A 26,363-nucleotide genomic window follows, 5' to 3' on the forward strand; every position below is an offset into this window, starting at 1 on the left:
AGCTGGCCGTGAAGGTGCTTAACTCTTTGAAGTCCGCCAAGGCGCGGCACCGTGACTGCAAGGTCGTTCGCCGTCGCGGCAAGGTGTTCGTGATCTGCAAGAGCAATCCGCGTTTCAAGGCTCGCCAGCGCTGAGTCCAGTCGGACCCACACGTTAGCGATGCAATGAAAAAGGCCGCGCAAGCGGCCTTTTTTTATGCCCATCGAAATGGCTTTCGCATGGCGAGACGCGGTTGCATCTCGCCATGTAAGTATCAGCTGTAGCGAACGCCGGTGATTTCGTAGTGTTTGACGCCATTGGGCGCAGTGAATTCAAAGCTGTCGCCCTCGTTCTTGCCGATCAGCGCGCGCGCGATCGGTGACGATACCGCAATCATGTGCAGCTTGATGTCCGCCTCCAGATCGCCAACGATCTGATACGTCACTGCCGTACCCGTGTCTTCGTCTTCCAGATCGACGATGGCACCGAACACCACGCGACTGCCCGGATTGAGCTGGGTCACGTCGATCACTTCGGCATTCGACAGCAGGGATTCCAGTTGGGCGATGCGCCCTTCGGCAAAGCTCTGCTGCTCGCGCGCCGCGTGATACTCGGCATTTTCCTTCAAGTCACCGTGCGCGCGTGCCTCGGCGATGGCCGCGATGATCCGCGGCCGATCGACGAACTTCAGTTTCTCCAGCTCGGCGCGCAGGCGCTCGGCGCCCGCTTTGGTAATCGGTGGACGGCTCATGCGCTGAGCTCCTTGTGCAGTTCCTGCAGGCTGTGCACGTCGCCATCGCTGCGGAAATCCAGCGAATGGACCAGCGCGCGCGCGCCTGCCACGGTGGTGGAATACGTCACGCGATGCTGCAAGGCCTCGCGCCGAATCGAGAACGAATCGGCGATTGCCTGTTTGCCCTCGGTTGTGTTGACGATATAGACGATCTCGCCGTTCTTGATCAAGTCGACGATATGCGGCCGGCCTTCGAGCACCTTGTTGATGCGCTCACAGATCACGCCGTGTTCGGCCAGATAGCTCGCCGTGCCCGACGTCGCCACCAGGTTGAAACCACGCGCCACGACCTCCTTGGCTACGTGCAGCAGGCGCTCCTTGTCGCTGTCGCGGACGGACAGGAAGACTTTGCCTACCTTCGGCGGCTTGATGCCGGCTGCTTCGTGACCGCGCGCGAACGCCGCACCAAAGCTGCGACCCACGCCCATGACTTCGCCGGTTGAACGCATCTCAGGACCGAGGATCGGATCGACGTTCTGGAATTTCAGGAATGGGAAGATCGCCTCTTTTACCGAGTAGTACTCGGGGATGACCTCTTTCGTGGCACCCAGGCTGGCCAGCGTGCGCCCCGCCATCACCCGCGCGGCAATCTTGGCCAGCGGCACGCCGATCGCCTTGGAGACGAACGGCACGGTGCGCGACGCGCGCGGGTTCACCTCCAGAATGAATACCGTCTCGCCCTGAATGGCGAACTGCGTATTCATCAGGCCGATGACCTTGAGTTCCCGCGCCATCATGGTCACCTGACGCCGCATCTCATCCTGAATCTCCGCGCTCAGCGAATACGGCGGCAGCGAGCAGGACGAATCGCCCGAATGCACGCCCGCCTCCTCGATGTGCTCCATGATGCCGCCGATCAGCACGTTGCCTTCGGCATCGGCGATCACGTCCACATCCACCTCGACCGCGTGGTCGAGGAAGCGATCGAGCAGCACCGGCGAATCGTTCGACACCTGTACCGCGTCACGGATGTAGCGCGAGAGGTCGGCATCGTCATGCACCACTTCCATCGCGCGGCCACCCAGCACATAGCTCGGACGCACCACCAGCGGATAGCCGATTTCGCGCGCCAAGGCGAGCGCCTCGTCGGCGTTGCGCGCCGTGCGGTTCGGCGGCTGCTTCAGGCCGATCTTTTCGATCATGTGCTGGAAGCGCTCGCGATCCTCGGCCAGATCGATACTGTCCGGGCTGGTGCCGATGATCGGCACGCCGGCCGCTTCCAGCGCACGCGCCAGCTTCAGCGGCGTCTGGCCACCGTACTGCACGATCACGCCCTTGGGCTTTTCGATGTGCACGATTTCCAGCACGTCTTCCAGCGTGAGCGGCTCGAAGTACAGGCGATCGGAGGTGTCGTAGTCGGTCGAGACGGTTTCCGGATTGCAGTTGACCATGATGGTCTCGTAGCCGTCCTCGCGCAGGGCCAGCGACGCATGTACGCAGCAATAGTCGAACTCGATGCCCTGACCGATCCGGTTCGGGCCGCCGCCGAGCACGATGATCTTGTCGCGGCTGGTCGGCGCGGCCTCGCACTCTTCCTCGTAGGTCGAATACATGTAGGCCGTGCTGGTGGCGAACTCGGCCGCGCAGGAATCCACGCGCTTGTAGACCGGCCGCACGCCCAGCGTATGGCGCAGATGGCGCACCGCCGCTTCGTCGGTATGGAGCAGTTCTGCCACGCGCGCATCGGAGAAGCCGAGACGCTTCAGCTCGCGCATGCGCGGCTCGTCGATCGCGGTGAGCCCCTGCTCGGCAATCTCCGTCTCGGTCAGCACGATGTCCTCGAACGCGGCGAGGAACCATGGATCGACGCGACTGAGGTTGTGCACTTCTTCCAGCGACAGGCCGGCACGGAACGCATCGGCCAGATGGAAGACACGGTCCGGCCGCGGCTCACGCAGCTCGCGTTTGAGCACGGCGAGACCGTCGTCGGTGCTGATATCCAGACCGGTCGGATTGAGACCGGTCTTGCCGATCTCCAGACCGCGCAGCGCCTTCTGCAGCGACTCGTGGAACGTGCGGCCGATCGCCATCACCTCGCCGACCGACTTCATCTGCGTCGTCAGACGCGCATCGGCGGAGGGGAATTTCTCGAACGCAAAGCGCGGAATTTTGGTTACCACGTAATCGATCGAGGGCTCGAACGACGCCGGCGTAAGGCCACCGGTGATGTCGTTCTTCAGCTCGTCCAGCGTGTAGCCCACGGCGAGCTTGGCCGCGATCTTGGCGATCGGAAAACCGGTCGCCTTCGACGCCAGCGCCGAGGAGCGCGAGACGCGCGGGTTCATTTCGATGACCACCACGCGGCCATTCTCGGCATTGATACCGAACTGCACGTTGGAGCCGCCGGTATCTACGCCGATCTTGCGCAGCACGGCGATCGAGGCGTCGCGCAGGCGCTGGTACTCCTTATCGGTCAGCGTCTGCGCTGGCGCCACGGTGATCGAGTCGCCGGTGTGCACGCCCATCGGATCGAGGTTCTCGATCGAGCACACGATGATGCAGTTGTCCGCGGTATCGCGGACAACTTCCATCTCGAACTCCTTCCAGCCCAGCACCGACTCCTCGACCAGCACTTCACCCACCGGCGAGAGATCCAGGCCGCGCTTGACGATTTCCTCGAACTCTTCGCGGTTGTAGGCAATACCGCCCCCCGAGCCGCCGAGCGTGAAGCTGGGCCGGATGATGGTCGGATAGCCGACCTTGGCCTGTGTCAGCAGCGCCTGTTCGAAGGTGCGCACGACCTCGGCTTTGGGGCAATCCAACCCGATTTCCGCCATCGCGACGCGGAACAGCTCGCGGTCTTCGGCCATGCGGATCGCTTCGCGCGAGGCGCCGATAAGCTCGACGTTGTATTTTTCCAACACGCCATGATCGGCCAGATCCAGCGCGCAGTTGAGGCCGGTCTGGCCACCCATCGTCGGCAGCACCGCGTCCGGTCGTTCTTTGGCGATGATGCGCTCGACCGTCTGCCAGTTGATCGGCTCGATGTAGACCGCGTCGGCGGTTTCCGGGTCGGTCATGATGGTGGCGGGATTGGAGTTCACCAGGATCACCCGGTAGCCTTCTTCCTTCAGCGCCTTGCAGGCCTGGGCACCGGAGTAATCGAACTCGCAGGCCTGGCCGATGACGATCGGACCGGCGCCGATGATGAGGATGCTTTTTATGTCGGTACGCTTGGCCATCTCAGCGGGCCTCCTGCATAAGTGCCGCAAAACGATCGAACAGGTAGCCGATATCGAGCGGCCCGGGGCTGGCCTCCGGGTGACCCTGGAAGCAGAACGCGGGGCGATCGGTCAGCGCGAAACCCTGCAGCGAGCCGTCGAACAGCGAGGTATGGGTGACGCGCACGTTGGCTGGCAGCGTGGCCGGATCGACCGCGAAGCCGTGGTTCTGCGAGGTGATCAGCACGCGACCGTCGTCGTGGTCTTTCACCGGATGGTTGGCCCCGTGATGACCGAACTTCATCTTCAGCGTGGAAGCACCGACCGCCAGGCCCATGATCTGGTGTCCGAGGCAGATACCGAAGAGCGGAATCTTCGCCTCCAGGAATTCGCGCGTTGCCGCAATGGCGTAATCGCACGCCGCCGGGTCGCCCGGGCCGTTGGACAAAAACACGCCGTCGGGCTTCATCGCCAATACGTCGGCAGCAGAGGTTTGCGCCGGCACCACGGTAACCTCGCAGCCCTGCTCGGCCAGCAGACGCAGGATGTTGAGCTTGGTGCCGAAGTCGTAAGCGACGACCTTGAAGCGCTTGGCCGGCTGGTTGAAGCGGGTGTTGTCGAGGTCGTAAACGCCCTCGTTCCAGACGTACGGCTTGGTGACGCTGACCGCCTTGGCCAGGTCCATGCCGTTCAGCCCGGGAAACGCGCGCGCCTTGGCCAAGGCCGCTTCCGCGTCGACATGCTCGCCGGCCATGATGCAGCCGGACAGTGCGCCCTTGTCGCGCAGGATGCGCGTGAGCCGACGCGTGTCGATACCGGCGATCGCCACGGTGCCATTGCGCTTGAGGTAATCGGGCAAGCTTTCGCTGCTGCGCCAGTTGCTGGCACGGCGAGGCACGTCGCGAACGATCAGGCCTGCCGCGTGCACCGCGTTGGACTCGACATCCTCGGCATTGACGCCGGTATTGCCGATATGGGGATAGGTCAGCGTGACGATCTGGCGCGCGTAGGAGGGATCGGTGAGGATCTCCTGATAGCCGGTCATCGCCGTGTTGAAAACCACTTCGCCGACAGTGTCGCCAGTGGCGCCCACGGCGTAGCCGTGAAACACGCTGCCGTCTTCGAGGGCGAGCAGAGCGGAAATATGCATGAGGTGTCCGCCTTTTTGATGCAGCAAGACCCGCAAGCCGCGCCATGGCTGGCTTGTGGAGCTCGGGAGGGAAAGTATCTGGGCGGGTTGAAATGATAAGACGCAGCGTCCTTTCTGTCCACCTTACAAAGCATGAACCGCACGGGGAACTCACGTTATTTCCGGACCGGCGGGCGCTAAACTAACCGATATTTTCAGGGAGCCAGCCGTCATGAGCGCCGCCGTTCTGCTCGATCCCGCACGACTCGATCGTCCGGATACTACGGTTACGCAGCACCCGTTTCCCTTCATGGTTGCGCACGGTCAGCTGCCGGACGAGGCCCGCAACGAGCTGGACAAGGACTTCCCGCGCTATCCCAGCGCGGGATTTTTCCCTTACGACCCCAGCGACTGCGGCCCCAGCGTCAATGCGCTGATCGACAACATGACCTCTCCGGCGTTCGCCCGGGCGGTCGGCGAGCGGCTGGGCATCGACGATCTCGGCCAGTACCCGACCCTGGTCACGCTGTGCCGGCTGCTCAACAAGCGCCATGGCACCATCCACACCGACAGCAAGTCCAAGGTCGCCACCGCGCTGATCTACCTCAACACGCAGTGGCCGGATACCAGCGACGGCTGCCTGCGCTTTCTGCACAAGATCGACGACATCGACAGTATCGTGGTGCCGGAGCTAACGCCGCTGTATGGCGAATTTGCGGTATTCAAGCGTTGCGACAACTCTTTTCACGGCCACCTGCCGTTCGAGGGTGAGCGGCGCGTCATCCAGGTGGCGTGGCTGACCAGCGAAGAAGAGAAACTGCGCAAGACCAAGCGCGGCAAATTCTCGCGCGTGTTCAAGAAACTTTTCGGCAGCCTGGATACCAAGCTCGGCGCCGGCCGCGATCGCAACGCTTCTCACCCGGACTAGGCAAGCTCGCGCAAGTCTCCCCGGTATTTGCGATGCTGGTCATCGATTGAAATACCAGCCCACGAACGCAGCGAACACGCCGTACAACGCGCCCACCGGCAGCAGCCAGCGCGCGTCGACCCGGCCTCGCTGGAACAGCCACCACAGATAACCTATCGCTATCATGGTGAGCACGCCGGCTGCCACAAGCGGGGTGTCGAACAGCCACGGCGTGGCGAACAGAGCCAGCGAACTGGGAATGGTGGCCTGGATCATCATCGAGCCGGAAATATTGGCCAGCGCCAGCCGCTCTTTGCCCTGGCGCACCCAGATCAGTGCGTTCACGGTTTCGGGCAATTCCGTGGCGACCGGGCTCAGCACCAGGGCCACCAGATGCGCCGGCAGCGAAAACAGCGCACCGATGGCTTCGAGCTGGCCGACAAACAGTCGCGACGCGGCGGCGATCACTGCCAGGGCGATAAAGGTTTGTGCGACCACCCAGCGCATGGCCGGATCAAGCTGGGTCGGACGAAACTTCAGCGGCTCGAGTTCCTCGTCCTCCGGCGTGTGGTCGCCGCTGCGCATCTCGCGCCAGACGTACGTGCCGTAGGCGGCGAGAAACAGAAGGCCAAGCCAGGGCTTGATGGCAAAGGCAACCAGGCCCAACCCGAACTTCACCACGAAGATCGCGAGGAACCAGGATTGATCGCGCGCCAGTCGCTTGCTGTCGACGCGAATCAGCCGGTCGGACCGCTTGAGCCGGCGCAGGTGCAGCCACAGCGCGCCACCGACGACAGCGTAGGCGATCGTGGCCAGTACCAGCGGACCGCCGAGCGCAGCGCCCACGCCAATATCTCGTGCCTCGGGCGTCTTGCCGAAAATCACCGCGACAAAGGTGACCGCACTCTCGGGCAAGGCCGTACCGAACGCGGCCAGCACCGTGCCGGTAGCCGTGGAACTCAGCTTGAGTTTGCGCCCGAACCACTCGACGCCGTTGACGAAATACTCGCAGGCGAGATAAATCGCGACCGCCGAGCCAATGAATAACGCGAAAGTAAGCGGCATGAAATGCACGAGGGCCGGGCGAGCGGAAACCGATGGCGCATCGACACCGCTCGCCCGGCCGGGTGAGCATGTCGATGGCCAAAGGTCTCGCCGGGCACAGCCGTCGCGCGAAGCGACGGCTTGCTGATCGCACCATGGTTCCGGAAAGTCCGGCCCCAATTGTGTTGATGCGAACGCCTCTGGGTACGAGGCTGGCTACTCCCCAATGACAAGGCCGTGATGCTAACGACAGCGGGCGCAAATCGCAAGGAATTGCTCGCCGGCCAATACGTGAAAACAGCCAGCGACCGTACTCAACGCGGCGTGGTGATGACGTCCTCGAGCCTCCACAGACCAGTGGCACGACCGCGCAACCACAGCGCCGCCTGCAACGCGCCCCGCGCAAAAATCGAACGATCCGTGGCCCGATGCGACAGCTCCAGCCGCTCGCCCTGCCCGATCACCATCGCCGTGTGCTCGCCGACGATGTCACCGCCGCGCACCACGGCAAAGCCGATCGAGCCTTCAACCCGTTCGCCTGTCCGACCTTCGCGTGTATAGACGGCTGCCGCATCCAGCGTCGTCTCTCGTGCCGCGGCGGCGGCATGTCCCAGCGCGAGTGCCGTACCGGAAGGCGCATCCTGCTTGCGGCTGTGATGCGCCTCCACAATCTCGATATCCCACTCGGGCAGACTCGCCGCCGCGTCACGCAGCAGATGCGTCAGTACAGCCACGCCGAGGCTGAAATTGGCCGCGCGCAGCAGGGCGATGGTTTCCGTGGCTTTCTGCAGACGGGCTTCCAGCATCGAGTCCATACCGGTGGTGCCGGTGACCAGCGGCGTGCCGTTGGCGAGGCAATAGTCGAGCGTCGCGCTCAAACCGTGCGGACCGCTGAAATCGATCACCACATCGAGAGCCGGAGCATTCGACCAATCCCGCGCGTAACGCAGGGGATGCGTTCCATCAGGGAAAACCGGCTGGCCCGCGTGGGCCGATGCGGATGACACCACCGCATGGACCAGCTCGAACCGCTCGTCGCCATTGAGCAGGTCACGCAAGGCGGCGCCCATGCGACCGGACGCACCACTGATGCCGAGGCGGAGAGATTGAGTCACCGGCGCGCTCCCTATTTGTGCGTTGAACGATCCATCGTAGCGCGAGCGGCACAGCCGGCAGCAATCACCAGGCCGCCGTTCGCAACGCCTCGATGGAGAGCAGCGGTTAAGCGGTGACCCGCGACCAGAATTCTTTGACGCCGTCGATCCAGCCCTTGGCGCGCGGCGTATGCCGATCGCCGTCGCTTTCTTCGAAGGTGGCCTCAAGCGCCTCGAACAGCTCACGCTGCGCCTTGGTCAAACGCACCGGCGTTTCAACCACCACACGACAGATGAGGTCGCCATGTCGCGTGCTGCGCACCGACTTGACGCCGCGCCCGCGCAGGCGGAACTGCGTACCGGTCTGCGTCTCGGCCGGAATGCTGATCGGCACCTCGCCTTCCAGCGTCGGCACCGGCAGCTCCACGCCCAAGGCCGCCTGCGTGAATCGGATCGGCAGCTCGCAGTACAAATCGTTGCCTTCGCGCTGGAAGATCGCGTGCTCGCGCACCCGCACCTCTACGTAAAGGTCACCCGCCGGCGTGCCGCCCGGGCCCGCTTCACCTTGCCCGCTCAAACGGATGCGGTCGCCGTTGTCCACGCCCGCCGGAATCTGCACGGAAAGCGTGCGCGACTCTTCGATACGACCTTCGCCATGGCATTTCTTGCACGGCTTCTCGATGGCCTTGCCAGTTCCGCCGCAGTGCGGGCAAGCCTGTTGTACCGAAAAAATGCCGTTCTGCATGCGCACCTGGCCATGACCGCGGCAGGTTTTGCATTGCACCACTTTGCCGTCTTCCGAGCCGCTGCCGTTGCAGTGGTGGCAGTTGACCTGTGTCGGCACTTCGATTTGCCGGCTGACGCCGAAAACGGCTTCCTCCAGGTCGAGCTCGATGATGTAGCGAAGATCCGCACCGCGACGCTGACGACCACCGCTGTTGCGACCGAAAATGTCGCCAAAAATGTCACCGAAGATATCGCCCACGTCGCCGAAGCCGGCCCCGCCGCGCCCGCCGGCACCTTGCTCGAGTCCGGCGTGGCCGTACTGGTCGTAGATCGCGCGTTTCTGTGGGTCGCACAGCACTTCGTAGGCCTCCTTGGCCTCCTTGAATTTTTCCTGCGCGCCCGGGTCATCTGGATTGCGGTCCGGATGATATTTCATCGCCAGCCGGCGGAAGGACTTCTTCAGCTCGACTTCAGTGACGCTGCGCTCGACGCTCAGCACTTCGTAGTAATCACGCTTGCTCATTCATGCATCCACACTGCTTGCCGCTTGCCGGTTAAAGATCGAGCGATACTGCTCCAGATCCTCGTGTCATCAACGCCTTGCCCCTCAACACGAAGCCCGCGACGGGATGATCCCGGCACGGGCTGGTGTTGACGACCCTGCCGCATCTTTTGGTGATGGACGGCTGCCGATTATTTCTTATTTCTTCTCGTCTTTCACTTCGGTGAACTCGGCATCGACCACGTCGTCCGGCTGAGCCGAGCCGCCCGGCGCCGACTGTGAACCGGCATCGGCGTTACCGCCGGCCTGAGCTGCGGCCTGCAGCGCCTGCGCCGCCTGCTCCAGCTTCTCGACCTTGGCGTCGATCGCAGCCTTGTCCTCGCCATCCTTGACCTTTTCCAGATCGGACAATGCGCCTTCGATCGTGCTGAGCTGGTCGGCCGGAATCTTGCCGCCGTGCTCCTTCAGCGCACTGCGAGTCGAGTGCACCAGCTGGTCGGCCTTGTTGCGGGTGGCGACCAGCTCGTGGAAGCGCTTGTCTTCTTCCTTGTTCGCCTCGGCGTCGGCCACCATGCGCTGGATCTCGTCCTCGGACAGACCCGAGCCGGCCTTGATTTCGATCTTCTGTTCTTTGCCGGTCTTCTTGTCCTTGGCCGACACGTGCAGGATGCCGTTGGCGTCGATATCGAAGGTGACCTCGATCTGCGGCATGCCGCGTGGCGCTGCTTCAATACCGGACAGGTCGAACTTGCCCAGCGACTTGTTGGCGCTGGCGCGCTCACGCTCGCCCTGCAGTACGTGCACGGTCACGGCGGTCTGGTTGTCGTCGGCTGTGGAGAACGTCTGCGCGGCCTTGGTCGGCACCGTGGTGTTCTTCTCGATCAGCTTGGTCATCACGCCGCCCATCGTCTCGATGCCGAGCGACAGCGGGGTCACGTCCAGCAGCAGCACATCTTTGACCGTACCGCCCAGCACGCCGCCCTGGATGGCAGCGCCGACAGCGACGGCCTCGTCCGGGTTGACGTCCTTGCGCGGGTCCTTGCCGAAGAACTCCTTCACCGACTCCTGCACTTTCGGCATGCGGGTCTGACCACCCACGAGAATGACCTCGTTGATGTCGGACACGCGCAGACCGGCGTCATTCAGAGCGGTGCGGCACGGATCGATGGTGCGCTTGATCAGTTCTTCGACCAACGACTCCAGCTTGGCGCGGGTCAGCTTGATGTTGAGATGCTTCGGACCGGATGCATCGGCCGTGACGTACGGCAGATTGACGTCGGTCTGATGGTTGGACGACAGCTCGATCTTGGCGCGCTCGGCGGCATCCTTCAGACGCTGCAGGGCGAGCGGATCCTTGCGCAGGTCGATGCCCTGCTCCTTGTTGAACTCGTCGACGAGGTAATCGATGACGCGCATATCGAAATCTTCGCCGCCGAGGAAGGTGTCGCCGTTGGTGGCCAGCACTTCGAACTGCTTCTCCCCGTCGACTTCGGCGATCTCGATGATCGACACGTCGAACGTGCCGCCGCCGAGATCGTAAACCACAATCTTGCGGTCACCGCCCTTCTTGTCCATGCCATAGGCCAGCGCGGCCGCGGTCGGCTCGTTGATGATGCGTTTGACGTCGAGGCCGGCGATCTTGCCGGCGTCCTTGGTCGCCTGGCGCTGGCTGTCGTTGAAGTAGGCCGGCACGGTGATCACGGCTTCGGTGACGGACTCGCCCAGATAATCCTCGGCGGTCTTCTTCATCTTCATCAGCACTTTCGCCGCGATCTCCTGCGGCGCCATCTTCTTGCCGTCAGAGGTCTGTACCCACGCGTCGCCGTTGTCGTGCGCGACGATGGCATAAGGCACGATGTTCAGATCTTTCTGGACTTCCGCGTCGGCGAACTTGCGGCCGATCAGGCGCTTCACCGCGTAGAAAGTGTTCTTGGGGTTGGTGACGCTCTGGCGCTTGGCCGAGGCGCCCACCAGCACTTCGCCGTCCTTGTTGAAGGCGACGATGGAGGGCGTGGTGCGATCGCCTTCCGAATTTTCGATGACCTTGGCCGTGCCGCCTTCCATGACGGAGACGCACGAGTTGGTGGTGCCCAAGTCGATACCAATGATCTTGCCCATGTCTACTACTCCGATATTTTTACTAGCGGCCCCCGCGGCCGCGACTGGTTATCAGGTGGGGGTGTGGCCCGGCGATTCAATGCCAGCAACGCCCTCAATGCGATTTCGATCCATTTGCCGGCGCCTCATTCAGCCAGGCGCCAGCCGGAAAAGTCCTAATCCTTCGCCACGGCGACCAGCGCCGGACGCAGCAAGCGGTCGTTCAATACGTAACCCTTCTGCAGCACGGTCACGACCGTGCCCGGTGCCTTGTCCGGCGCCTCGACCATGCTCACCGCGTGGTGGCGCTCGGGATCGAGCGGCTGACCGAGCGGATCGATCTGGACCATGCCGTTGTTCTCGCCGACTTTCAGCAGCGCCTTCAAGGTCAGGCTGATGCCTTCGCGCATCGAGGCCAGATCGCCGCCTTCCACCGCCAAGCCGCCCTCGAGACCGTCATACACCGGCAGCAGCTCGTTGAGTAGCTTTTCATTGGCGAAGCGGCGCGCCTGCTCCAGATCGCGCTGCATGCGGCGACGCTGGTTTTCCAGCTCGGCCCGCTCGCGCAATACGGTTTCGCGCAGCTCGGCGTGGCTGGCTTCCAACGTTTTCAGCTGGCTTTGCAATGCCTCCAGCTCGGCATTTTCCGGTGCCGACTCGGCCGCAAGATCATCATGGCCATCCTGCGCGTCGTTGGACGCGTGCGGATCATTGTTATGCATTGAAAACACTCCCAGACTTTTCCATGGCCGGCACCGCTGCGGATGGCCGACCTTCGACAATTGGCGGGAAACCCGTATCTCCCGCTGCGGTTATAAGGCCGTCGTGGCGCGATTCAAGGCGTCACTGAGCAATGTGGCAGTCGCCTGCACGACCGGAATGACCCGATCGTAGGCCATGCGCGTTGGGCCAATGACCCCCACTGCACCCAATACGCGCCCCTGCGCGCCGTAGCTGGCGGTGACCACGCTGCAACCGTCCAGCGCGGTGAAACCCGATTCCTCGCCGATAAAAAGCCGTACGCCCGGCGCGCGGGCGCACACTTCCATCAGCTGCAGCAATTCGTTTTTCTGCTGGAATGCCTCGAACAGTTCGCGCAGTCGCTGCAGATCCGACAACTCCGAGTACGCCATCAGATTGGTTTGGCCACTGACCAGCACGTCGCTGCCGCCGGCCTGCGGCGCAAACGACGCAGTGGCCAGTTCCATCGTGCTGGACAACAGGCGATTGAGCTCGCTGCCGGCCTCGCGCAGCTCGGCCAGCAGGTGCGCGCGGATGTCATCCACCCGGAAACCGACGAACTGCGCGTTGAGATAATTCGCCGCCTCTTCCAGCTCGCGGCTGTCCAGCGGCTTGGCCAGCTGCACGATGCGGTTCTGCACCTGGTTGTCGGAAAACACCAGAATCACCAGCACGCGCGCGTCCGGCAACGGCACGAAATCGATATGGCGCAGCGGAAAGTCGGCCTGTCGTGGCACGGTGACCACGCCGGCAAAGTGCGTCATCGCCGACAGCAGTGTCGATGCGTTGCCGAGCAGGTCGAGCGTGTTGGTCGGCCCCGGCGGCAGCTCTCGCTGCAGGCGTGCCATCTCTTCCTGCGGCAGCGGCTGCAGTTCGATCAGGCTGTCGACAAACAGACGCAGCCCGCGCGGCGTGGGTACGCGCCCGGCCGAGGTATGCGGCGAGGACACCAACCCGGCGTCTTCGAGGTCGGCCATGATGTTGCGAATGGTCGCCGGGCTCACGTCCAGCCCCGACGAGCGAGACAGCGTGCGCGAACCTACCGGCTCGCCGTTGACCAGATACTGGGCGATCAGCGTACGCAACAGGCGTCGCGTGCGGGCGTCGAGATCGGGGCCGTGCGAATTGATCATGGGCTGTAGCAGTCCTTGAGACTGCACAGAAATAAGGTCTGCGCGCGTCGCTTGCAAGTACAAGGCTTATTTCGTACCGGCAGCGTGCCGCTACAATCCACCGACCTCATCATTGTCTCCCCCATGCTTACTTCGCTTTATGTTCGTCATTTTGCGGTAGTCGAAGGCGCCGAGATCGCCTTCGGCCCAGGCCTGACCGTGGTCAGCGGCGAGACCGGTGCGGGCAAATCGCTGCTGGTCGATGCGCTGATGCTGCTGGCCGGCGCCCGCGCCGACAGCGGCATGGTACGCGCTGGCAGCGATCGGGCCGACCTGACTGCCGAGTTCGATCTGAGCGATCTGCCCGAAGCGCGCGAGTGGCTGCGGCGCGAGGAGCTGGACGAAGACGGTCAATGCCAGCTGCGCCGCGTGATCCGCGTCGAGGGCAGCTCGAAGGCCTGGATCAACGGACGCCCGGCCAATGCGCGCCAGCTAGGCGAACTGGCCTCGCTGCTGGTGGAAATCCACGGCCAGCACGAACATCAGGCGCTGCTGTCGCGCTCCCATCAAATGGCGTTGCTGGACGCTTACGCCGGCCACGATGCGCTGCTGACCAAGGTGCGCGACAGCGCGCTGCAGTGGCGCGAGCTCGGCGCCCGCGTGCGCAAACTCAGCGGCGGCGACGATCGCGACCGGCGCATCGAGCTGCTGAGTCATGAACTGGGCGAGCTGGAAAAATGGGCGCTTGCGCCAGCCGAGCTCGCCGAACTGGAATCCAGCCACAAGCGGCTGGCCAACGCCGGGCGTCTGGCCGAAGGCGCCTCGGGCGTGGTCGAACTGCTCGACGGCGACGGCGAGTTCGCCCTGCGACGCGCACTCGGTCGCGCCCATGCCGAGCTCGGCAAGCTCACCGCGATCGACGACCGGCTGGCACCGCTGCTGGAGCTGCTCGACAACGCCGAGATCCAGCTGGGCGAGGCGGTCGACGGTCTGAGCCGCTATGCGCAGGATGTCGATCTCGACCCTGAGCGCTTCGAGGAAGTCGACACGCATCTGGCACGCCTACACGAATTGTCACGACGCCATCGGCTACCCGTCGTCGAGCTGCACGAGAAGCTCGGCGCCGTGCGCATCGAGCTGGCCGAACTCGAAGGCGCGGGCGAAGCGCTCGAAAAGCTGGCCGCGCAGCGCGAGCGCCTGCAGAAGGATTACGACGTCGCTGCTGCTGACCTCAGCAAAGCACGCACCGCGGCCGCCGCCAGACTCGCCACCGAGGTAAGCGCCCTGATGAGCGAGCTCGGCATGGCCGGCGGCGTCCTGCGCATCGAGCTCGAATCGATCGATGGCGATGAACCCGATCCCCAAGGCAAGGAACGCTGCGAACTGCTGGTCAGCGCCAACCCCGGCCAACCACCGCGACCGCTGCGCAAGGTAGCCTCCGGCGGCGAACTGGCGCGCATCAGCCTGGCCATCGAAGTGGCGACGCTGGGCAAGGACACGGTCGGCAGCATGGTCTTCGACGAGGTCGATACCGGCATCGGTGGCGCCGTCGCCGAGGTGGTCGGCCAGAAGCTGCGTGCGCTGGGTTCTCAGCGGCAGGTGCTGTGCGTCACCCATCTACCGCAGGTCGCGGCCCAGGGCCACGCGCATCTCAGAGTGAGCAAGCAGACCGACGGCGACGCGACCCGCACGCACATCGAGACGCTCGATGCCGCCGGTCGACGCGATGAACTGGCGCGCATGTTGGGCGGCGTGGAGATCACCCGCGAAACGCGCGCGCACGCAAAGCAGATGCTGGAGCGGGCGCAGAACAGCTGACGCCCTTCTCCGCGTCGCATTTCGGTCCCCAATCGAGCCTCAGGTATTGACCGGCAGCAGCCCGCGATCCGTAGCCATGCGGTAAAGGTCGAGCTCCGAACCCGCGCCCAGTTTTCCCATGAGGCTGGCGCGGTGGATGTAAACGGTTTTCTGGCCGATGCCCAGTTCCGCCGCCACCTGTTTCGGCGTCAGGCCGCCGGCCAGCAGCAAAAACACTTCGCGCTCGCGCGCCGTCAGTCGGCTGATCGGATCAAGCCCGGCGTTTGAACGGCCGGCGCGGCGCTCTTGCAGATCGGAGCTTAGAAAGGTTTCGCCATTCATCACCGCGCGTAGCCCGGCGACCAGTTCCTCCGGCGCTACACCCTTGGTGACATAACCGCTGGCACCGCGACGAAGCGCTTCGGACACATACGGATCGCCGTCGTGCATGCTGAGTACCACGATGCGCGTTTCGCTGGAAACGCTCAGCAGATGCTCGATCAACGGCAGCCCACTGCCGTCGGGCAGAGACAGATCCAGCGCCACCAGATTGGGCCGCCACCGGCTGACTGCCTCCACCGCGTCATCGGCATTGCGGCACTCGGCCACCACGTCCAGATCGGGCTCGAGCTCGATCAGCCGTTTGAATCCCTCACGAACGATAGCGTGGTCATCGACCAGGACAATGGTATGCATCGCATTACTTTACACAGTGCATGGCGACTTAGGCAGATGCAGTGACCGTGATCGCCGATGGCAGGCTTGTCCGCCGAGCGCCGGACGTCGCATGTACCATCCGCGCATGCGCCTGAAATCACTCCATCTGCCGGATTCCGGCCCGCTGCTGGCTATCGGCTATGTCTTGCTGTGGCTACTGCTGTGGCTGACCGTGCAGCCATACTGGATGCTGCCGTACGGTCTACGCTTCGGCGCGCTGCTGCTTACGCCACTGCGCCACTGGGGCTGGCTGCTGGGAGCAGAGCTTGCGGTCACCGCCGGCATCGCCATGGCACACGGCATGCCGCTGGGCTGGAACGGATTCCTGATTACCGAGCTGCCGGAGCCGCTGGTGATGGCATTGGCGCTATGGCTGCTGCGGCGCCTCAACCTGCACGCCAGTTTGAACAGCCCACAGGAGGTGACCCGGCTGCTGCTCTCGGTCGTGTTCGTCGTCGCGGCAACCACCGCTGTCGACGCGGCCCTGCTCGACCTGATCCATGAACCGGGCTCGCCCGAGCTGATCATCAGCATCCTCGGGGAGGAACTGCTCAGCCACTATCTGGGCATTCTGCTGATCGTGCCACTGATGATTCTGCTGCTGCGCACGCGCTTCGACCATCGCTCGCTGGCCAGCCTGGCGATGGACGGGCTGCTGGTGATGTTCCCCTCGATGATGATACTGCTGGTGCTGTCCGAGCAGGCCGCGCCGCAGCCGCAATTCGCCCGCGTGCTGTCGCTGGCGCCGGTGCTGTTTTTCGCCTTCCGCCACGGCTGGCGCGGAGCCAGCATGGCGATGATCATTTCGAGTTTCGGCATGAATCTGGTCGAACAGCATCTCGGGCATGCGCCGTCCACCGCGGCGGCCTATCTGTTTCTGGCGGTGGCCGGCACGGGCGCAATCATGCTCGGTTCGGCGACCGACGCCCTGCGCCGCAGCAGCGCGCGGGTGGCCGAGCAGAACGTTTATCTGGGCGCGGTGAATCGACGATTGGATCAGCTGGCACAGCAGCTGCGCAGCGCCGCACGCGGCAATCTGCAGGCCGATGAAAACCAGCGCCGCTATCTTGCGGCCGAGCTGCACGACGAGCTGGGGCAGAACATCACCGCGATCCAGACCCATGTGAAGCTGGCACAGAGCCGCCTGCGTGACGCCGGCATGCAGGACATCAGCGCCTCGATCAATACCATCCTGGGGCACATGCGCCGCGCGCTGCATCGGTTGCTTGACGATCTGCGCCCCGCCGTACTGGACGAGTTCGGGCTGATTCGCGCGCTGGACGAGGGTCCGATCCGCGATCTATTGCAGGCGGCCAATATCGCCTATTTCACCGAACTCCACGGCGATCCGCGCCTTCTGGATGACGACACGCGAACGGCGATCTATCGACTGACCCAGGAAAGCGCGACCAATACCGTCAAACATGCGCAGGCCAGCGAGTTCAGGGTGCGCCTGCGTATCGGCGAACGCCAGGGCATGGTGCTTGCGTTGCTCGACTTGCGTGACAACGGCACCGGACTGCCCAATCGCATGCCCCGCGGCGGCCGCGGTCTGCAAGGCATGCGCGATCGGGTGACTTCACTCGGCGGACAGTTTCGGCTACGTGCGGATCACGCCGGCGTGCACTTGCGCATTTTGTTGCGAAGCAACAATAGCTTGCCCGATCTCACTCGGCTGGAGTAAGAATTTTTCTTATACCTGGAACGTAAAGACTTCGTTACGATCAGGTCATCGATGTGGGGGAGCCACCATTGCAAGATGGTGGATCAGGGTCACCGTGGGGACGGTGGTTCTGAAAAACGGCAGGATGCTGTTTCGCCGCTATCCGGCGACGAGCCTCGGCAAACGGCACGCAATGCCCTCGCCGGTCGTGAGTCAGGATAGTGGAGCAGCCGTGAGTGGACAGGAGTCCTCTTCACGGCTTTTTTATGCGCGCTATTTGCCCGGCAGAAGGGCAGAAGGCCCCGGCTTCGCTCAACCTTTCCTGGGGCGGTTCTTCGGACGCACGTAAATCACCAGGCTGTGATCCTCGATCACGTAGCCATGCTTGTCGGCAATCTCGCGCTGCAACCGCTCGATTTCCTCGCTGACGAACTCGATCACGGTTCCGCTGTCTACGTCGATCATGTGATCGTGATGCTTGCCGCGATCCAGCTCGTAGACAGCCTGACCACCCTCGAAGTTGTGTTTGACGATGATGCCGGCCGCTTCGAACTGGGTCAGCACCCGGTAAACGGTGGCGAGGCCAATGTCTTCCTGGTGGGCGAGCAGTTTCTTGTAGACGTCTTCGGCGGTGAGGTGCTGCACGCCCTCCTCGTCGAAAATTTGCAGAATTCGCATCCGCGGATGGGTGACCTTGAGGCCGACCCGACGCAGTTCTCTGGTTTCCTGTTCCATAACCGACCCTATCGCACGCGGCGCCATCGAGCCCGTAGTGTATCATCCGACACCTTTACGATCTGGACGCAAGACGCATGCAAAAGCTGATCACCCTGCTGGTTTTCGCCGTGCTGGCGCTCTCGATGGCCGGCTGCCACCTCGTCTATACCCCGGACGTGCAGCAAGGCAATCTGCTCGATAAGGACATGGTCGGTCAGCTGAAGCCCGGCATGACCAAGCGTCAGGTTCTGGTACTGATGGGCACGCCATCGGTCAGCACGCCCTTCGACAGCAGCCGCTGGGACTACGTGTCGACGCAGCAGCATCGCGGCGGCCCGATCAAGCTGCGCACCTTTACGCTGACCTTCAACAACGACACGCTGGTACGGACCCAGGGCGACTTTTTCGCGCAGGATGCGCAGCAGCTCGTTAAGGACAGCAAGAAGTATCACGCCAGCTATCCCGTCAACGAAACCAAGGGCGACAAGAACACGTCAGCCGACGACAAGAAAGACGATGGCACCTTCGGTTCTGGCACGGATACCGGCAACGGCACACAGCCCTCGCCCACCAGCGGCGGCAACGACGGTCACTGATGGCGAGATTCGCGCGCCCGGATCAGCGGGCGCGCTTTCGGCGCGCCTCCATCGGATCGAGCACGAGCGGCCGGTAGATTTCTATCCGGTCGCCTTGTTCTACGACGTGATCAGAGGGCACACGCTTGGAAAAAATTCCCAGCCGGTCGCGGTGCATGACTCCGGCAGGCATGGCGTCGGCGATACCGGACGCTTCGATCGCTTCAAGCGCGGTGCAGCCTTCAGCCACGTCGACACGTCGCAGATGCTGACGATCGGCGCCGGCATAAACGACTTCCACGGTGATGACGCGTTCAACCATAAACCCGCTCGGCCTCGCGGCAAAAATCGTCGACCATCCGGTTGGCCAGTCCCTGAAATCCCAGTTTGATGGCGCCACCGCCAAGTCGGCCCGCGTAATCGAAATCCAGCGCGAAACTGATCTTGCAGCCCACGTCGCCGAGGGCAATGAACTCCCATACCCCGTCCAGGCTGCGAAACGGACCGTCGACCAGACTCATGTGCAGGCGCGCCGGCGGATTTACCGTATTGCGCGTGGTGAAGCTCTGGCGAAACCCGGCAAACTTGAGATCGAGCCTGGCCACCAGCACATCATTACCGCGCTCCAGAACTTCGGCACCCGCACACCAAGCGAACCGCTTTGGGTATGCTTCGACGTCATTGACCAGGTCGAACATCTGCGCCGGCGAGTAATTCACCAGGGCGCTGCGGCGAATTTCGATCATGGCAGCCTCTTCATATCACGCAGGATTCGACCCGATATGCGGTCGATCCGGCATCAGGGCAACTAAGCCCGAGTTTAACGGACATGGCTAAAGCAAAGGACAAAGACAACAAGGGCGGCGGCACTATCGCGCTCAACAAACGCTCGCGTTTCGAATATCACATCGATCAACGCTACGAAGCGGGTATCGCCCTGCAGGGCTGGGAGCTGAAAGCGCTACGAGCCGGCCGCATCAACTTCGGCGAGAGCTACGCTGTCGCCAAGAATGCCGAAGTCTTTCTTGTCGGCGCGTCGATCCCGCCGCTGATCAGTGCCTCCACCCACGTGATTGCCGAAGACCGGCGCACGCGCAAGCTGCTGCTCCATCGCAAGGAAATCGATCAGCTGGTCGGCGCCGTCGAGCGCAAGGGCTACACCCTGGTCCCTACCGCCATGTACTGGAAGGGCAACAAGGTCAAGGTCGAAATCGGCCTGGCACGCGGCAAGCAGGAACACGACAAGCGCGACACCGAAAAGCAGCGCGACTGGCAGATCGAAAAGCAGCGCACCATGCGCTCGCACAATCGCGGCACCTGATCGAAAAACTCCCAGCCGATGCTGGGCCGCGCCTACGCCGAACTCGTCAGGCTGACCGGCAAAGGCTCCGGACGGTTTCGCTCATCGAGCGCGCAAGTTATCACCGGCGGTCAGCGCCCTGGCTCGCTCGCACCCGACGATAGGTCGCCGGCGGAAGCCCCGACCACTTTGAAAACGACTTGCTGAAGGTTGTGCGATCGGCAAAACCCAGCTTCAGCGCGATCGTATCGATGTCCAAATCATGATCGGCCAGCATGTTTTTGGCCGCTTGAAACCGGGCCTGCGCCTGGATGGCGGCAAACGAGTTGCCGGTTTTCTTCAGCCTGCGCTGCAGTGTGCGCGTCTCGATACCCAGTCGCTTCGACGCTTGGCCGACCGTCATCGCGGGCGAGTGCCGCAGCAAGCCGGAAAGCGCTTTTTCGAGACCATCCACCTCCTGCAGCTGCTTCAGCCGCTGCTCCAGCAACAGTCGCATCTTGGCGTGCAGCGCTGGCGAGCTGCCGGGTATCGGGTGATCGAGCAACGCCAGCGGATGGCTGGCGCCGTCAAAGCTGCCGCCGAAGCGAGGAAGCGAGCCGAACTGCTTTTCATAGGCAGCCAGGTTCGTCATCGGCTGATGTCGGAACGTGATGTCGGGACAGGAATGCTGGCCCAACAGCTGGTTCAGCACGCGATTCAGAACGACAAGCACAGTCTCGGTCAGGCCCGGCGAGCTGACAAGAGCGTCTGAAGCGTCATGAAGCTCGAAATAGATCGTGAAGCGATCGCCGGCGATGTCATACCTCGCCGTCATGCTCGGGTGGACGAAATGCGGCAGAAAATCCAGCAGCCACAGCGCCTCCCTCAACGAGCTGCAGGTGGCCAGAAAGGTCTGTACTTCCGGCGTGTGCTCGAAGGCGTAATGTTCGCCGAGGGCAAAGGGAAAGTAGGCCCGGGTGGAGCGTCGCACGCCGAAATCCATCATGGTGGTTATCAGGTGCACATCGCCCGGGTCGCCGTCGTCCTGCATGTCCGACACCCGGATGCCGACGTCCGACAGCACCGACTCGATATCGAAGCCGCAAAGCGCTGCGACTCGCGCGAGAAGAGAAACGTCGCGAAAGGAAATGGAACGCCCCCCGTGGCCGTCGCCTTTCTCAACGGAATCGCCATTGTCCGCCGTCATCGGCCGCTACGCCTCGCATGAGTCTCTGGGCGACGACTCTAACGCAGCTGTCGCCAAAAGACATATTTTGGCGTCACGCGGCATAGCCTACCCGTAGGCGACCGCCTAGCCTAGCCACAATGAAATAGCAGAGGAATACCTCATGCCTGCCGCTATCAGCTACAGCGAAACCATCGTTCCCCGCGAAAATCTAGACTTCGGCCTGGATGCGAGCATTCCCAAATATTGGTATCGCGGCGATGCCTACAAATCGCGCTACGTAGATGCCGTACAGCTCAGTTTCCCCGACGGGGAGCGCTACTTCATCACCTGCGTACGGGCATTTCGCGATCAGATCACGGACCCCGAGCTGCAAGTCGCCGTCCGCGATTTTACGCGCCAGGAGGGTCAGCATGGCATGGCCCACACGCGCTACAACCAGTTGCTTGAAGCGCAGGGCCTGCCGGTCGAGGCGTTGCTGGATCAGATCAAGGCCTTGATCGCCCGGCGCATGCGCATCTACTCGCCGCAGTTCAATCTGGCGCTGACGGCAGCAGCCGAGCACTTCACCGCGATGCTGGCCGAGGCGTTTTTCGCCAAGGTGTCGACTACCGAAGGAATGAATCCACGCATGCGTGCCATGCTGGCCTGGCATGCCATCGAGGAAATGGAGCACAAGTCGGTAGCCTTCGATGTCATGCGCAAGATCGCCAAAGTGGGCTACTGGAAGCGCGTTGCCGCGATGGTGGTGTTCACCAAAGACATCCTGGGTATCTCGTATTCCATCACCAATCGCATGCTCAAGGCCGATGGCTATTCCGGGCCGGAGCGGCTGTGGCTGCACATCAAGAATCTTCTGTGGATTCATGGCCCCAGAAAAGGCGTCTTCGGATCGTTGACTCCCAAACTGCTGGCCTACTTCAAGCCCGGCTTTCATCCCAACGATCAACCGGTGATCCATAACTACCGCAGCTGGGTGGATACCTACGAGCGCACCGGCAGCCCGGCTCTTGCCTGCGATGCGCTGCTCGCGGCGGCACATCGTTGAAGGAACTGCACCTAGGGGCCGCTTGAAGGAGACCAGAGGGCAGAGACGCTCTCGCGATTTCCAGCTCGGATTGCAGCAAGCCCCAAGCCGACAATACGCGCACAAAAAAGGCCGGAACCTTTGCTTTCGCTTGGGTTACCGGCCTTCGTTGTACAGCGTCGCGCACTAAATTGGTGGAGGTGGCGGGACGTTTCAGAGAACCCGAGCCAACCCCTTGATGCCATTGGGTCCTTCAGACCCGAACAAGTATCAACTCGGCGCAAATTTGGTGCCTCAAGTCGTACCTTGCATCTTAGCCATGCTCCCCCGCCCGTGGGTGAACACAGGTGATCCAGGCTTCGCGATAAGCAGGCATCCGACGAGTGTCATTCGATTCCCAAAGTTGGAATCGAACCTGCGTCCCACACGGCCATGGCCTGACCTGTTGTGGCCGGTCGTCTCAGAAGTTGCGACGGGTTGCCGATATATGGCAGGTTCTTCAAACGGATAGGGGCAATGGATGTTCCAGGACTTCTTTACCTACAGCCACCTAGCTGGCTTCCTGAGCGGGCTGGCTGGCCTCGTCTTCTTTGGCTGGATAGTTTTCCAGACGCGCTCTTGGTACATCCTCAAGTATTTTCTTTGGAGAATGTTCCACGGCAAGGGCGGCATCACCGACCCCGTGATCAAAAGCTACCTGGGTGAGCAGTCAAGCTTGATGCTCTTCCGCTTTGTGGCTGTCGATGCTGAAACCAACAAAGACGCCCGAGGGATGATTCGCTGGGCCAAGTCCAAGAACATCAGCTTGGAGACCGTGGGACGGGCGGGTGACTACTTTGATCCAGAGCTGCGTTGCATCAAGGAGAAGAAGGTCCGGTGGCTGAAGTTCGACAAGCGAGCGTTTGGCACGCTCTCCGTCTTCTTCATGGTGGTCATGCTTCCGGTGCTTCTGACCTTCGCTACATATCGGGCGATACTAATATTCAATTCTTCAGGGCGGTGGTTCCTGCTTGGGCAGGACAGTGCGAAGGCCATCTTTGTATGGTCATCAGAGGAATTTGACAGAGATCAGTGCACTCAGCCCAAGCTTGGGGATGTGGCCAAGACCAAGTTCACACCAGGCGATGCAGCCAGCATCTGCAAGCTATGGCCGGACCCAAAAATAACTGCCTATATTGAAAAGACCGTACATGAGCAGCGTGTCGCTGGTGGCTGGGTACTACTGCTTTTGGGCCTGTTTTCCTTCCGGTGTTGGCGTGGCTCCGGTCAAGCCAATGCTGCTCTGAAAGTGCATGACAAGCTCAGTACATCAGACAAGCACGAAAAGCTGACAAGCGCGGAATCGCAAAGGTAGATCCCGTCTACTGCCATCCACGGCTTTGCAGGCCGTTGCCTGACCACCCATCCACTGAGGCATGATGGTCTTCACCAGACAAGCTAGGACGGCACCATGGCGAAAATCTCGTGGAATCCGAAGGGCACGGTTAAAGGGAAGACTCCTTCACCCATCGCATGGGGGTGCTACGTGTACATGCGGGAAGGCCAGGGAACACGTGCTCAAACCTGGCTTGTTTGACGCTTTCAACATAGTCGATGAATCCGAGGTCGAGCACTTCTTGCCGAAGCGGCACAAAGCGTTTTGAGCTTCGATTCTTCACCTGGCGGCGAATGTGGATACCCCAGATCCCATCGATTTGCTCAAGGTCTTCCACCTGCAACTGCGCTAGTTCGTTGAGCCGGGCACCCGTGTACAGGCCAAGGATCGGTATCCAGTGCTTGTGGGGCATGGTTGGCGTGACATGGCTCGGGTCGAACAGAACCTTCAAGTCTTTCTCATCGAAAGGTCGCTTGGTCTGTTCTTCATCCTGGGCTTTGCCAGTGACGCGCGAGCCATCGCATGGGTTGTAGGAAAGCAGCCGTCGGTCCATGCAGTTTTTAAAGAAAACCCGCAACCGGTCGAGGTGTTTTTCCTTCGTCCTGGGGGCTAGTTTTTTGTCGGAACTAGCCTTGGCCTTGGCGACGACCTGAGTGGGCGTCAGACCCTTGTACTGGGGCTTCTTGCTGGCATTGGCAGGCCAATGCGACAGGGCGACCATGAACTGGTCCATGTCATCCGGGCTGACTTCCGTCAGGTCTTTGTCTCCAACGATACCCAGGAAGACTTTCAGGGTGAACGTGGAATCGAGTAGGTCGGTTTCGCTCCGTTCCCGAAGCTTCATCTGCTCCAAAAAGACTTGGACGCGCTCGGAGAGAAGACCCGCCTTGGTTGGGGCCGGTGCAGATGTGGGGATAGCCTGGAAGGCCCCCGCCTTCGTCAAGTCATCAATGGTTTCTCGAACACGTTGATGCTCGGTGTCACTGCCATCCGTTCGGATTCTTAATCCGTTTGGAAGTTCGATGTCGTAAATCTTACCGGTCTTCACCCCTGCCAGCGCAACGTCTAGCAGCCCCTTGGGTTCGATCATGGCATCCATCCTCAACCGCTCGAACACTTGGTTCAAAGCATACCCAAATGCCGCCGCCATGAGACGGGCGGTGTCGGCCCGGACGCCTTGAAGGCTTCGAACGAGATAGGTGGACCCCACCCTGGGTTGCAAATCAACGGGCACGAAAAAGCGGACGTAAAGTCCGCTTCGTCGTTGGAGCATCAGAGGTTTCGGCATTTGGTACCTTCATTGGTACCCTGTGAGGGGTAGTGAAGGCACCAAATTTCTCTTTCAAATTAAAGAGCTGCCGAGTTGTTGGTGGAGGTGGCGGGAGTCGAACCCGCGTCCGAGAGCGTTCAACGCCCGGATCTACATGCTTAGCTCAACGTTCGATCTCGTTCCGCGACAAGCACGATGGGCAAAGCGCACCGCGGAACCAGCCTGATTGATTTGACCTAGTACCGCCAGGCGGCAGTCTTCGGCGATCTCGTGATAATGACCCTACACCGACAAGCACGAGCACAAGTGGGTTCGGGGCTTACGCCTTAAGCGGCGAGAGCGTAGTTGTCGTCGTTGGCAACTAGAAGTTTGCTGCTGGATTTACGAGGAAAGCTGCCCCCTCGGCATGCACCAAGTCATCTCACTACCCCCGTCGAAGCCAGAACACCCCCGGGGAAAACGATTTAACCTGCCGAGTATATGGGGACGACGGCACGATCATCAATCGAATCCGTGTCATTGTGGGCCGCAGATGGATAAGTCGCTGCGAAAAAGGCGGAATCGCCGCGGCCGTAGGCGTGTTTCTATAGGCACGACACGTTCCAGAATACAGCGGGCGCGCGCAGCGGCATCGGTCATGCGGCGAAAGCCTCCGGACTGTTGTTCGGGCCGCGACGCAACCTCTATACTCGGTCGCTTACATGACCGCGAATTCGCCGCAATCGTGAGACTGATCTCGATGACCCGACTGCAACTACTCAGCTTGGCCGCGGCCACTGCCCTTCTAGCCACCGCGGGCGCGCATGCCGCGGGCGACAAGGCGGCCGGCAAAAAGCTGGTTTACACCTGCGCCGGCTGCCACGGCGTGCCCGGCTACAGCAATGCATACCCGCAGTATCCGGTGCCGAAGATTGCCGGGCAGAACGAGCAGTACATCATCAACGCCCTGCATGGCTATCAGAGCGGTGACCGCACGCACCCGACCATGGGGGGGCAGGCGCAAAGCCTGTCCGATACGGACATCCAGAACGTCGCCGCCTACCTTTCCAGCCTCGCTCAGTAGTCGTCAAGGACTCTTCGCATGACCCGTGCGCTCACCCTGCTCTCCTTAGGTGCCATCCTGGCGTTTGCGTCCACGCAGCTGCTGGCCAACGGCAATGCCGAGAACGGCAAAAAGAAGGCGGGCACCTGCTTCGCCTGCCACGGCACCGACGGCAATGCGGTCGACCCCCAATATCCGCGCCTGGCCGGCCAGTACGATGAGTACATCCAACAGGCGTTGCACGAATACAAAGACGGACGGCGCAACAACGCCATCATGAAAGGTATGGACGCGACTCTGTCAGACCAGGATATCGAAGACATCGCGGCCTATTTCTCAGGCCTGCCCACCAAGCTCGATACCCTGGAAGGACACGTCAGCGGCGACAAATAACTGCGCCGGTCGATCGGCGACGACATCGAAAAGGCCC

25 protein-coding genes, 1 other RNA gene and 1 riboswitch are annotated in these 26,363 nt (G+C 62.0%); of the genes, 10 read left to right on the forward strand and 16 right to left on the reverse strand.

Translation table 11 applies throughout. The features are described from left to right. Positions 1 to 8: 8 nt before the first annotated feature. A complete protein-coding gene (gene ykgO / locus HDE76_RS02060) occupies positions 9 to 134 on the forward strand; it encodes a type B 50S ribosomal protein L36 (RefSeq protein WP_007508267.1) in 126 nt (41 codons plus the stop codon). Between the two features lie 119 nt (positions 135 to 253). On the opposite strand, the gene greA is transcribed toward ykgO, so the two are convergent. The 3 genes from greA to carA are packed head-to-tail and all read right to left on the reverse strand — an operon-like array spanning position 254 to position 5,083. Beyond that, the gene (gene greA / locus HDE76_RS02065; RefSeq protein ID WP_184505144.1) at positions 254 to 730 is read right to left on the reverse strand and encodes a transcription elongation factor GreA; all 477 of its coding nucleotides are present in this window, start codon (positions 728 to 730) and stop codon (positions 254 to 256) included. Next, on the reverse strand, positions 727 to 3,954 hold the full coding sequence (gene carB, locus HDE76_RS02070; protein ID WP_184505146.1) for a carbamoyl-phosphate synthase large subunit: 3,228 nt from the start codon (positions 3,952 to 3,954) through the stop codon (positions 727 to 729). The genes greA and carB overlap by 4 nt, the downstream gene beginning before the upstream one ends. Position 3,955: 1 nt before the next feature. Further along, on the reverse strand, positions 3,956 to 5,083 hold the full coding sequence (carA, locus tag HDE76_RS02075) for a glutamine-hydrolyzing carbamoyl-phosphate synthase small subunit (protein ID WP_184505148.1): 1,128 nt from the start codon (positions 5,081 to 5,083) through the stop codon (positions 3,956 to 3,958). A 211-nt stretch (positions 5,084 to 5,294) separates the two neighbouring features. On the opposite strand from carA, the gene HDE76_RS02080 reads away from it, so the two are divergent. Next, a complete protein-coding gene (locus HDE76_RS02080; protein ID WP_179476671.1) occupies positions 5,295 to 5,990 on the forward strand; it encodes a 2OG-Fe(II) oxygenase in 696 nt (231 codons plus the stop codon). Between the two features lie 39 nt (positions 5,991 to 6,029). Here HDE76_RS02080 and HDE76_RS02085 read toward each other — a convergent pair whose 3' ends face one another. From HDE76_RS02085 to hrcA, 6 genes are all read right to left on the reverse strand, one after another. Next, complete coding sequence (locus tag HDE76_RS02085; protein ID WP_184505149.1) at positions 6,030 to 7,034, reverse strand: sodium:calcium antiporter; 1,005 nt, start codon at positions 7,032 to 7,034, stop codon at positions 6,030 to 6,032. Positions 7,035 to 7,099: 65 nt separating this feature from the next. Next, positions 7,100 to 7,253: riboswitch (yybP-ykoY riboswitch) on the reverse strand. Positions 7,254 to 7,327: 74 nt separating this feature from the next. Further along, positions 7,328 to 8,128 (reverse strand): 4-hydroxy-tetrahydrodipicolinate reductase, encoded by an 801-nt coding sequence (gene dapB / locus HDE76_RS02090; protein ID WP_184505151.1) that lies wholly within the window; start codon positions 8,126 to 8,128, stop codon positions 7,328 to 7,330. A 106-nt stretch (positions 8,129 to 8,234) separates the two neighbouring features. Continuing rightward, positions 8,235 to 9,356 carry a molecular chaperone DnaJ gene (gene dnaJ, locus HDE76_RS02095; RefSeq protein WP_184505153.1) on the reverse strand — a complete coding sequence of 374 codons (1,122 nt, stop codon included), beginning with the start codon at positions 9,354 to 9,356 and terminating at the stop codon, positions 8,235 to 8,237. 177 nt (positions 9,357 to 9,533) lie between these two features. Beyond that, positions 9,534 to 11,453 (reverse strand): molecular chaperone DnaK, encoded by a 1,920-nt coding sequence (dnaK, locus tag HDE76_RS02100; RefSeq protein ID WP_184505155.1) that lies wholly within the window; start codon positions 11,451 to 11,453, stop codon positions 9,534 to 9,536. A gap of 155 nt (positions 11,454 to 11,608) precedes the next feature. Next, positions 11,609 to 12,154 (reverse strand): nucleotide exchange factor GrpE, encoded by a 546-nt coding sequence (gene grpE / locus HDE76_RS02105; RefSeq protein WP_184505157.1) that lies wholly within the window; start codon positions 12,152 to 12,154, stop codon positions 11,609 to 11,611. Positions 12,155 to 12,244: 90 nt separating this feature from the next. Further along, the gene (gene hrcA / locus HDE76_RS02110) at positions 12,245 to 13,306 is read right to left on the reverse strand and encodes a heat-inducible transcriptional repressor HrcA (RefSeq protein WP_184505160.1); all 1,062 of its coding nucleotides are present in this window, start codon (positions 13,304 to 13,306) and stop codon (positions 12,245 to 12,247) included. Positions 13,307 to 13,429: 123 nt separating this feature from the next. Here hrcA and recN point away from each other — a divergent pair, with 123 nt between their 5' ends. Further along, positions 13,430 to 15,103, forward strand: a complete 1,674-nt coding sequence (recN, locus tag HDE76_RS02115; protein WP_184505162.1) for a DNA repair protein RecN — start codon at positions 13,430 to 13,432, stop codon at positions 15,101 to 15,103. Positions 15,104 to 15,142: 39 nt separating this feature from the next. Here recN and HDE76_RS02120 read toward each other — a convergent pair whose 3' ends face one another. Beyond that, on the reverse strand, positions 15,143 to 15,778 hold the full coding sequence (locus HDE76_RS02120) for a response regulator transcription factor (RefSeq protein WP_184505164.1): 636 nt from the start codon (positions 15,776 to 15,778) through the stop codon (positions 15,143 to 15,145). A gap of 106 nt (positions 15,779 to 15,884) precedes the next feature. On the opposite strand from HDE76_RS02120, the gene HDE76_RS02125 reads away from it, so the two are divergent. Further along, positions 15,885 to 17,483 (forward strand): MASE1 domain-containing protein, encoded by a 1,599-nt coding sequence (locus HDE76_RS02125; RefSeq protein WP_184505701.1) that lies wholly within the window; start codon positions 15,885 to 15,887, stop codon positions 17,481 to 17,483. A 291-nt stretch (positions 17,484 to 17,774) separates the two neighbouring features. On the opposite strand, the gene fur is transcribed toward HDE76_RS02125, so the two are convergent. Further along, positions 17,775 to 18,197 (reverse strand): ferric iron uptake transcriptional regulator, encoded by a 423-nt coding sequence (fur, locus tag HDE76_RS02130; protein WP_179476680.1) that lies wholly within the window; start codon positions 18,195 to 18,197, stop codon positions 17,775 to 17,777. Between the two features lie 77 nt (positions 18,198 to 18,274). Here fur and bamE point away from each other — a divergent pair, with 77 nt between their 5' ends. Further along, positions 18,275 to 18,775, forward strand: coding sequence for an outer membrane protein assembly factor BamE (gene bamE / locus HDE76_RS02135; RefSeq protein WP_179476681.1), 501 nt, complete (start codon positions 18,275 to 18,277; stop codon positions 18,773 to 18,775). A gap of 22 nt (positions 18,776 to 18,797) precedes the next feature. On the opposite strand, the gene HDE76_RS02140 is transcribed toward bamE, so the two are convergent. Both HDE76_RS02140 and HDE76_RS02145 read right to left on the reverse strand, forming a co-directional pair. Further along, positions 18,798 to 19,076 (reverse strand): RnfH family protein, encoded by a 279-nt coding sequence (locus HDE76_RS02140; protein ID WP_184505166.1) that lies wholly within the window; start codon positions 19,074 to 19,076, stop codon positions 18,798 to 18,800. Next, on the reverse strand, positions 19,069 to 19,500 hold the full coding sequence (locus tag HDE76_RS02145) for a type II toxin-antitoxin system RatA family toxin (RefSeq protein ID WP_184505168.1): 432 nt from the start codon (positions 19,498 to 19,500) through the stop codon (positions 19,069 to 19,071). Before HDE76_RS02145 ends, HDE76_RS02140 begins: the two co-directional genes overlap by 8 nt. Before the next feature lie 83 nt (positions 19,501 to 19,583). Here HDE76_RS02145 and smpB point away from each other — a divergent pair, with 83 nt between their 5' ends. Next, positions 19,584 to 20,075 carry an SsrA-binding protein SmpB gene (smpB, locus tag HDE76_RS02150; protein WP_184505170.1) on the forward strand — a complete coding sequence of 164 codons (492 nt, stop codon included), beginning with the start codon at positions 19,584 to 19,586 and terminating at the stop codon, positions 20,073 to 20,075. Positions 20,076 to 20,175: 100 nt separating this feature from the next. Here smpB and HDE76_RS02155 read toward each other — a convergent pair whose 3' ends face one another. Further along, positions 20,176 to 21,240, reverse strand: a complete 1,065-nt coding sequence (locus HDE76_RS02155; protein WP_184505172.1) for an AraC family transcriptional regulator — start codon at positions 21,238 to 21,240, stop codon at positions 20,176 to 20,178. Between the two features lie 142 nt (positions 21,241 to 21,382). Here HDE76_RS02155 and HDE76_RS02160 point away from each other — a divergent pair, with 142 nt between their 5' ends. Both HDE76_RS02160 and HDE76_RS02165 read left to right on the forward strand, forming a co-directional pair. Then, positions 21,383 to 22,267 carry a metal-dependent hydrolase gene (locus HDE76_RS02160; RefSeq protein WP_184505174.1) on the forward strand — a complete coding sequence of 295 codons (885 nt, stop codon included), beginning with the start codon at positions 21,383 to 21,385 and terminating at the stop codon, positions 22,265 to 22,267. 499 nt (positions 22,268 to 22,766) lie between these two features. After that, positions 22,767 to 23,600, forward strand: a complete 834-nt coding sequence (locus HDE76_RS02165) for a DUF6216 family protein (RefSeq protein ID WP_184505176.1) — start codon at positions 22,767 to 22,769, stop codon at positions 23,598 to 23,600. Between the two features lie 130 nt (positions 23,601 to 23,730). Here HDE76_RS02165 and HDE76_RS02170 read toward each other — a convergent pair whose 3' ends face one another. Together HDE76_RS02170 and ssrA are read right to left on the reverse strand one after the other, a co-directional pair. Then, on the reverse strand, positions 23,731 to 24,909 hold the full coding sequence (locus HDE76_RS02170; protein WP_184505178.1) for a DUF6538 domain-containing protein: 1,179 nt from the start codon (positions 24,907 to 24,909) through the stop codon (positions 23,731 to 23,733). Positions 24,910 to 24,988: 79 nt separating this feature from the next. Beyond that, positions 24,989 to 25,343: a transfer-messenger RNA gene (ssrA, locus tag HDE76_RS02175) on the reverse strand. Between the two features lie 287 nt (positions 25,344 to 25,630). Between ssrA and HDE76_RS02180 the strand changes: the two genes are divergently transcribed. Together HDE76_RS02180 and HDE76_RS02185 are read left to right on the forward strand one after the other, a co-directional pair. After that, complete coding sequence (locus tag HDE76_RS02180; protein ID WP_184505180.1) at positions 25,631 to 25,954, forward strand: cytochrome c; 324 nt, start codon at positions 25,631 to 25,633, stop codon at positions 25,952 to 25,954. A gap of 18 nt (positions 25,955 to 25,972) precedes the next feature. After that, the gene (locus tag HDE76_RS02185) at positions 25,973 to 26,326 is read left to right on the forward strand and encodes a cytochrome c (protein WP_179476700.1); all 354 of its coding nucleotides are present in this window, start codon (positions 25,973 to 25,975) and stop codon (positions 26,324 to 26,326) included. Positions 26,327 to 26,363 lie beyond the last annotated feature (37 nt).

Origin of the sequence: Rhodanobacter sp. ANJX3 (genome assembly GCF_014200755.1) — a bacterium.
In the GTDB taxonomy this organism is placed as follows: Bacteria; Pseudomonadota; Gammaproteobacteria; order Xanthomonadales; family Rhodanobacteraceae; genus Rhodanobacter.

Coding starts and splice junctions, on each gene's coding strand:
- greA (WP_184505144.1), bottom strand. CDS start 730: ATGAGCCGTCCACCGATTACCAAAGCGGGCGCCGAGCGCCTGCGCGCC.
- carB (WP_184505146.1), bottom strand. CDS start 3,954: ATGGCCAAGCGTACCGACATAAAAAGCATCCTCATCATCGGCGCCGGT.
- carA (WP_184505148.1), bottom strand. CDS start 5,083: ATGCATATTTCCGCTCTGCTCGCCCTCGAAGACGGCAGCGTGTTTCAC.
- HDE76_RS02080 (WP_179476671.1), top strand. CDS start 5,295: ATGAGCGCCGCCGTTCTGCTCGATCCCGCACGACTCGATCGTCCGGAT.
- HDE76_RS02085 (WP_184505149.1), bottom strand. CDS start 7,034: ATGCCGCTTACTTTCGCGTTATTCATTGGCTCGGCGGTCGCGATTTAT.
- dnaJ (WP_184505153.1), bottom strand. CDS start 9,356: ATGAGCAAGCGTGATTACTACGAAGTGCTGAGCGTCGAGCGCAGCGTC.
- dnaK (WP_184505155.1), bottom strand. CDS start 11,453: ATGGGCAAGATCATTGGTATCGACTTGGGCACCACCAACTCGTGCGTC.
- grpE (WP_184505157.1), bottom strand. CDS start 12,154: ATGCATAACAATGATCCGCACGCGTCCAACGACGCGCAGGATGGCCAT.
- hrcA (WP_184505160.1), bottom strand. CDS start 13,306: ATGATCAATTCGCACGGCCCCGATCTCGACGCCCGCACGCGACGCCTG.
- recN (WP_184505162.1), top strand. CDS start 13,430: ATGCTTACTTCGCTTTATGTTCGTCATTTTGCGGTAGTCGAAGGCGCC.
- HDE76_RS02120 (WP_184505164.1), bottom strand. CDS start 15,778: ATGCATACCATTGTCCTGGTCGATGACCACGCTATCGTTCGTGAGGGA.
- HDE76_RS02125 (WP_184505701.1), top strand. CDS start 15,885: ATGCGCCTGAAATCACTCCATCTGCCGGATTCCGGCCCGCTGCTGGCT.
- fur (WP_179476680.1), bottom strand. CDS start 18,197: ATGGAACAGGAAACCAGAGAACTGCGTCGGGTCGGCCTCAAGGTCACC.
- bamE (WP_179476681.1), top strand. CDS start 18,275: ATGCAAAAGCTGATCACCCTGCTGGTTTTCGCCGTGCTGGCGCTCTCG.
- HDE76_RS02140 (WP_184505166.1), bottom strand. CDS start 19,076: ATGGTTGAACGCGTCATCACCGTGGAAGTCGTTTATGCCGGCGCCGAT.
- HDE76_RS02145 (WP_184505168.1), bottom strand. CDS start 19,500: ATGATCGAAATTCGCCGCAGCGCCCTGGTGAATTACTCGCCGGCGCAG.
- smpB (WP_184505170.1), top strand. CDS start 19,584: ATGGCTAAAGCAAAGGACAAAGACAACAAGGGCGGCGGCACTATCGCG.
- HDE76_RS02155 (WP_184505172.1), bottom strand. CDS start 21,240: ATGACGGCGGACAATGGCGATTCCGTTGAGAAAGGCGACGGCCACGGG.
- HDE76_RS02160 (WP_184505174.1), top strand. CDS start 21,383: ATGCCTGCCGCTATCAGCTACAGCGAAACCATCGTTCCCCGCGAAAAT.
- HDE76_RS02165 (WP_184505176.1), top strand. CDS start 22,767: ATGTTCCAGGACTTCTTTACCTACAGCCACCTAGCTGGCTTCCTGAGC.
- HDE76_RS02170 (WP_184505178.1), bottom strand. CDS start 24,909: ATGCCGAAACCTCTGATGCTCCAACGACGAAGCGGACTTTACGTCCGC.
- HDE76_RS02180 (WP_184505180.1), top strand. CDS start 25,631: ATGACCCGACTGCAACTACTCAGCTTGGCCGCGGCCACTGCCCTTCTA.
- HDE76_RS02185 (WP_179476700.1), top strand. CDS start 25,973: ATGACCCGTGCGCTCACCCTGCTCTCCTTAGGTGCCATCCTGGCGTTT.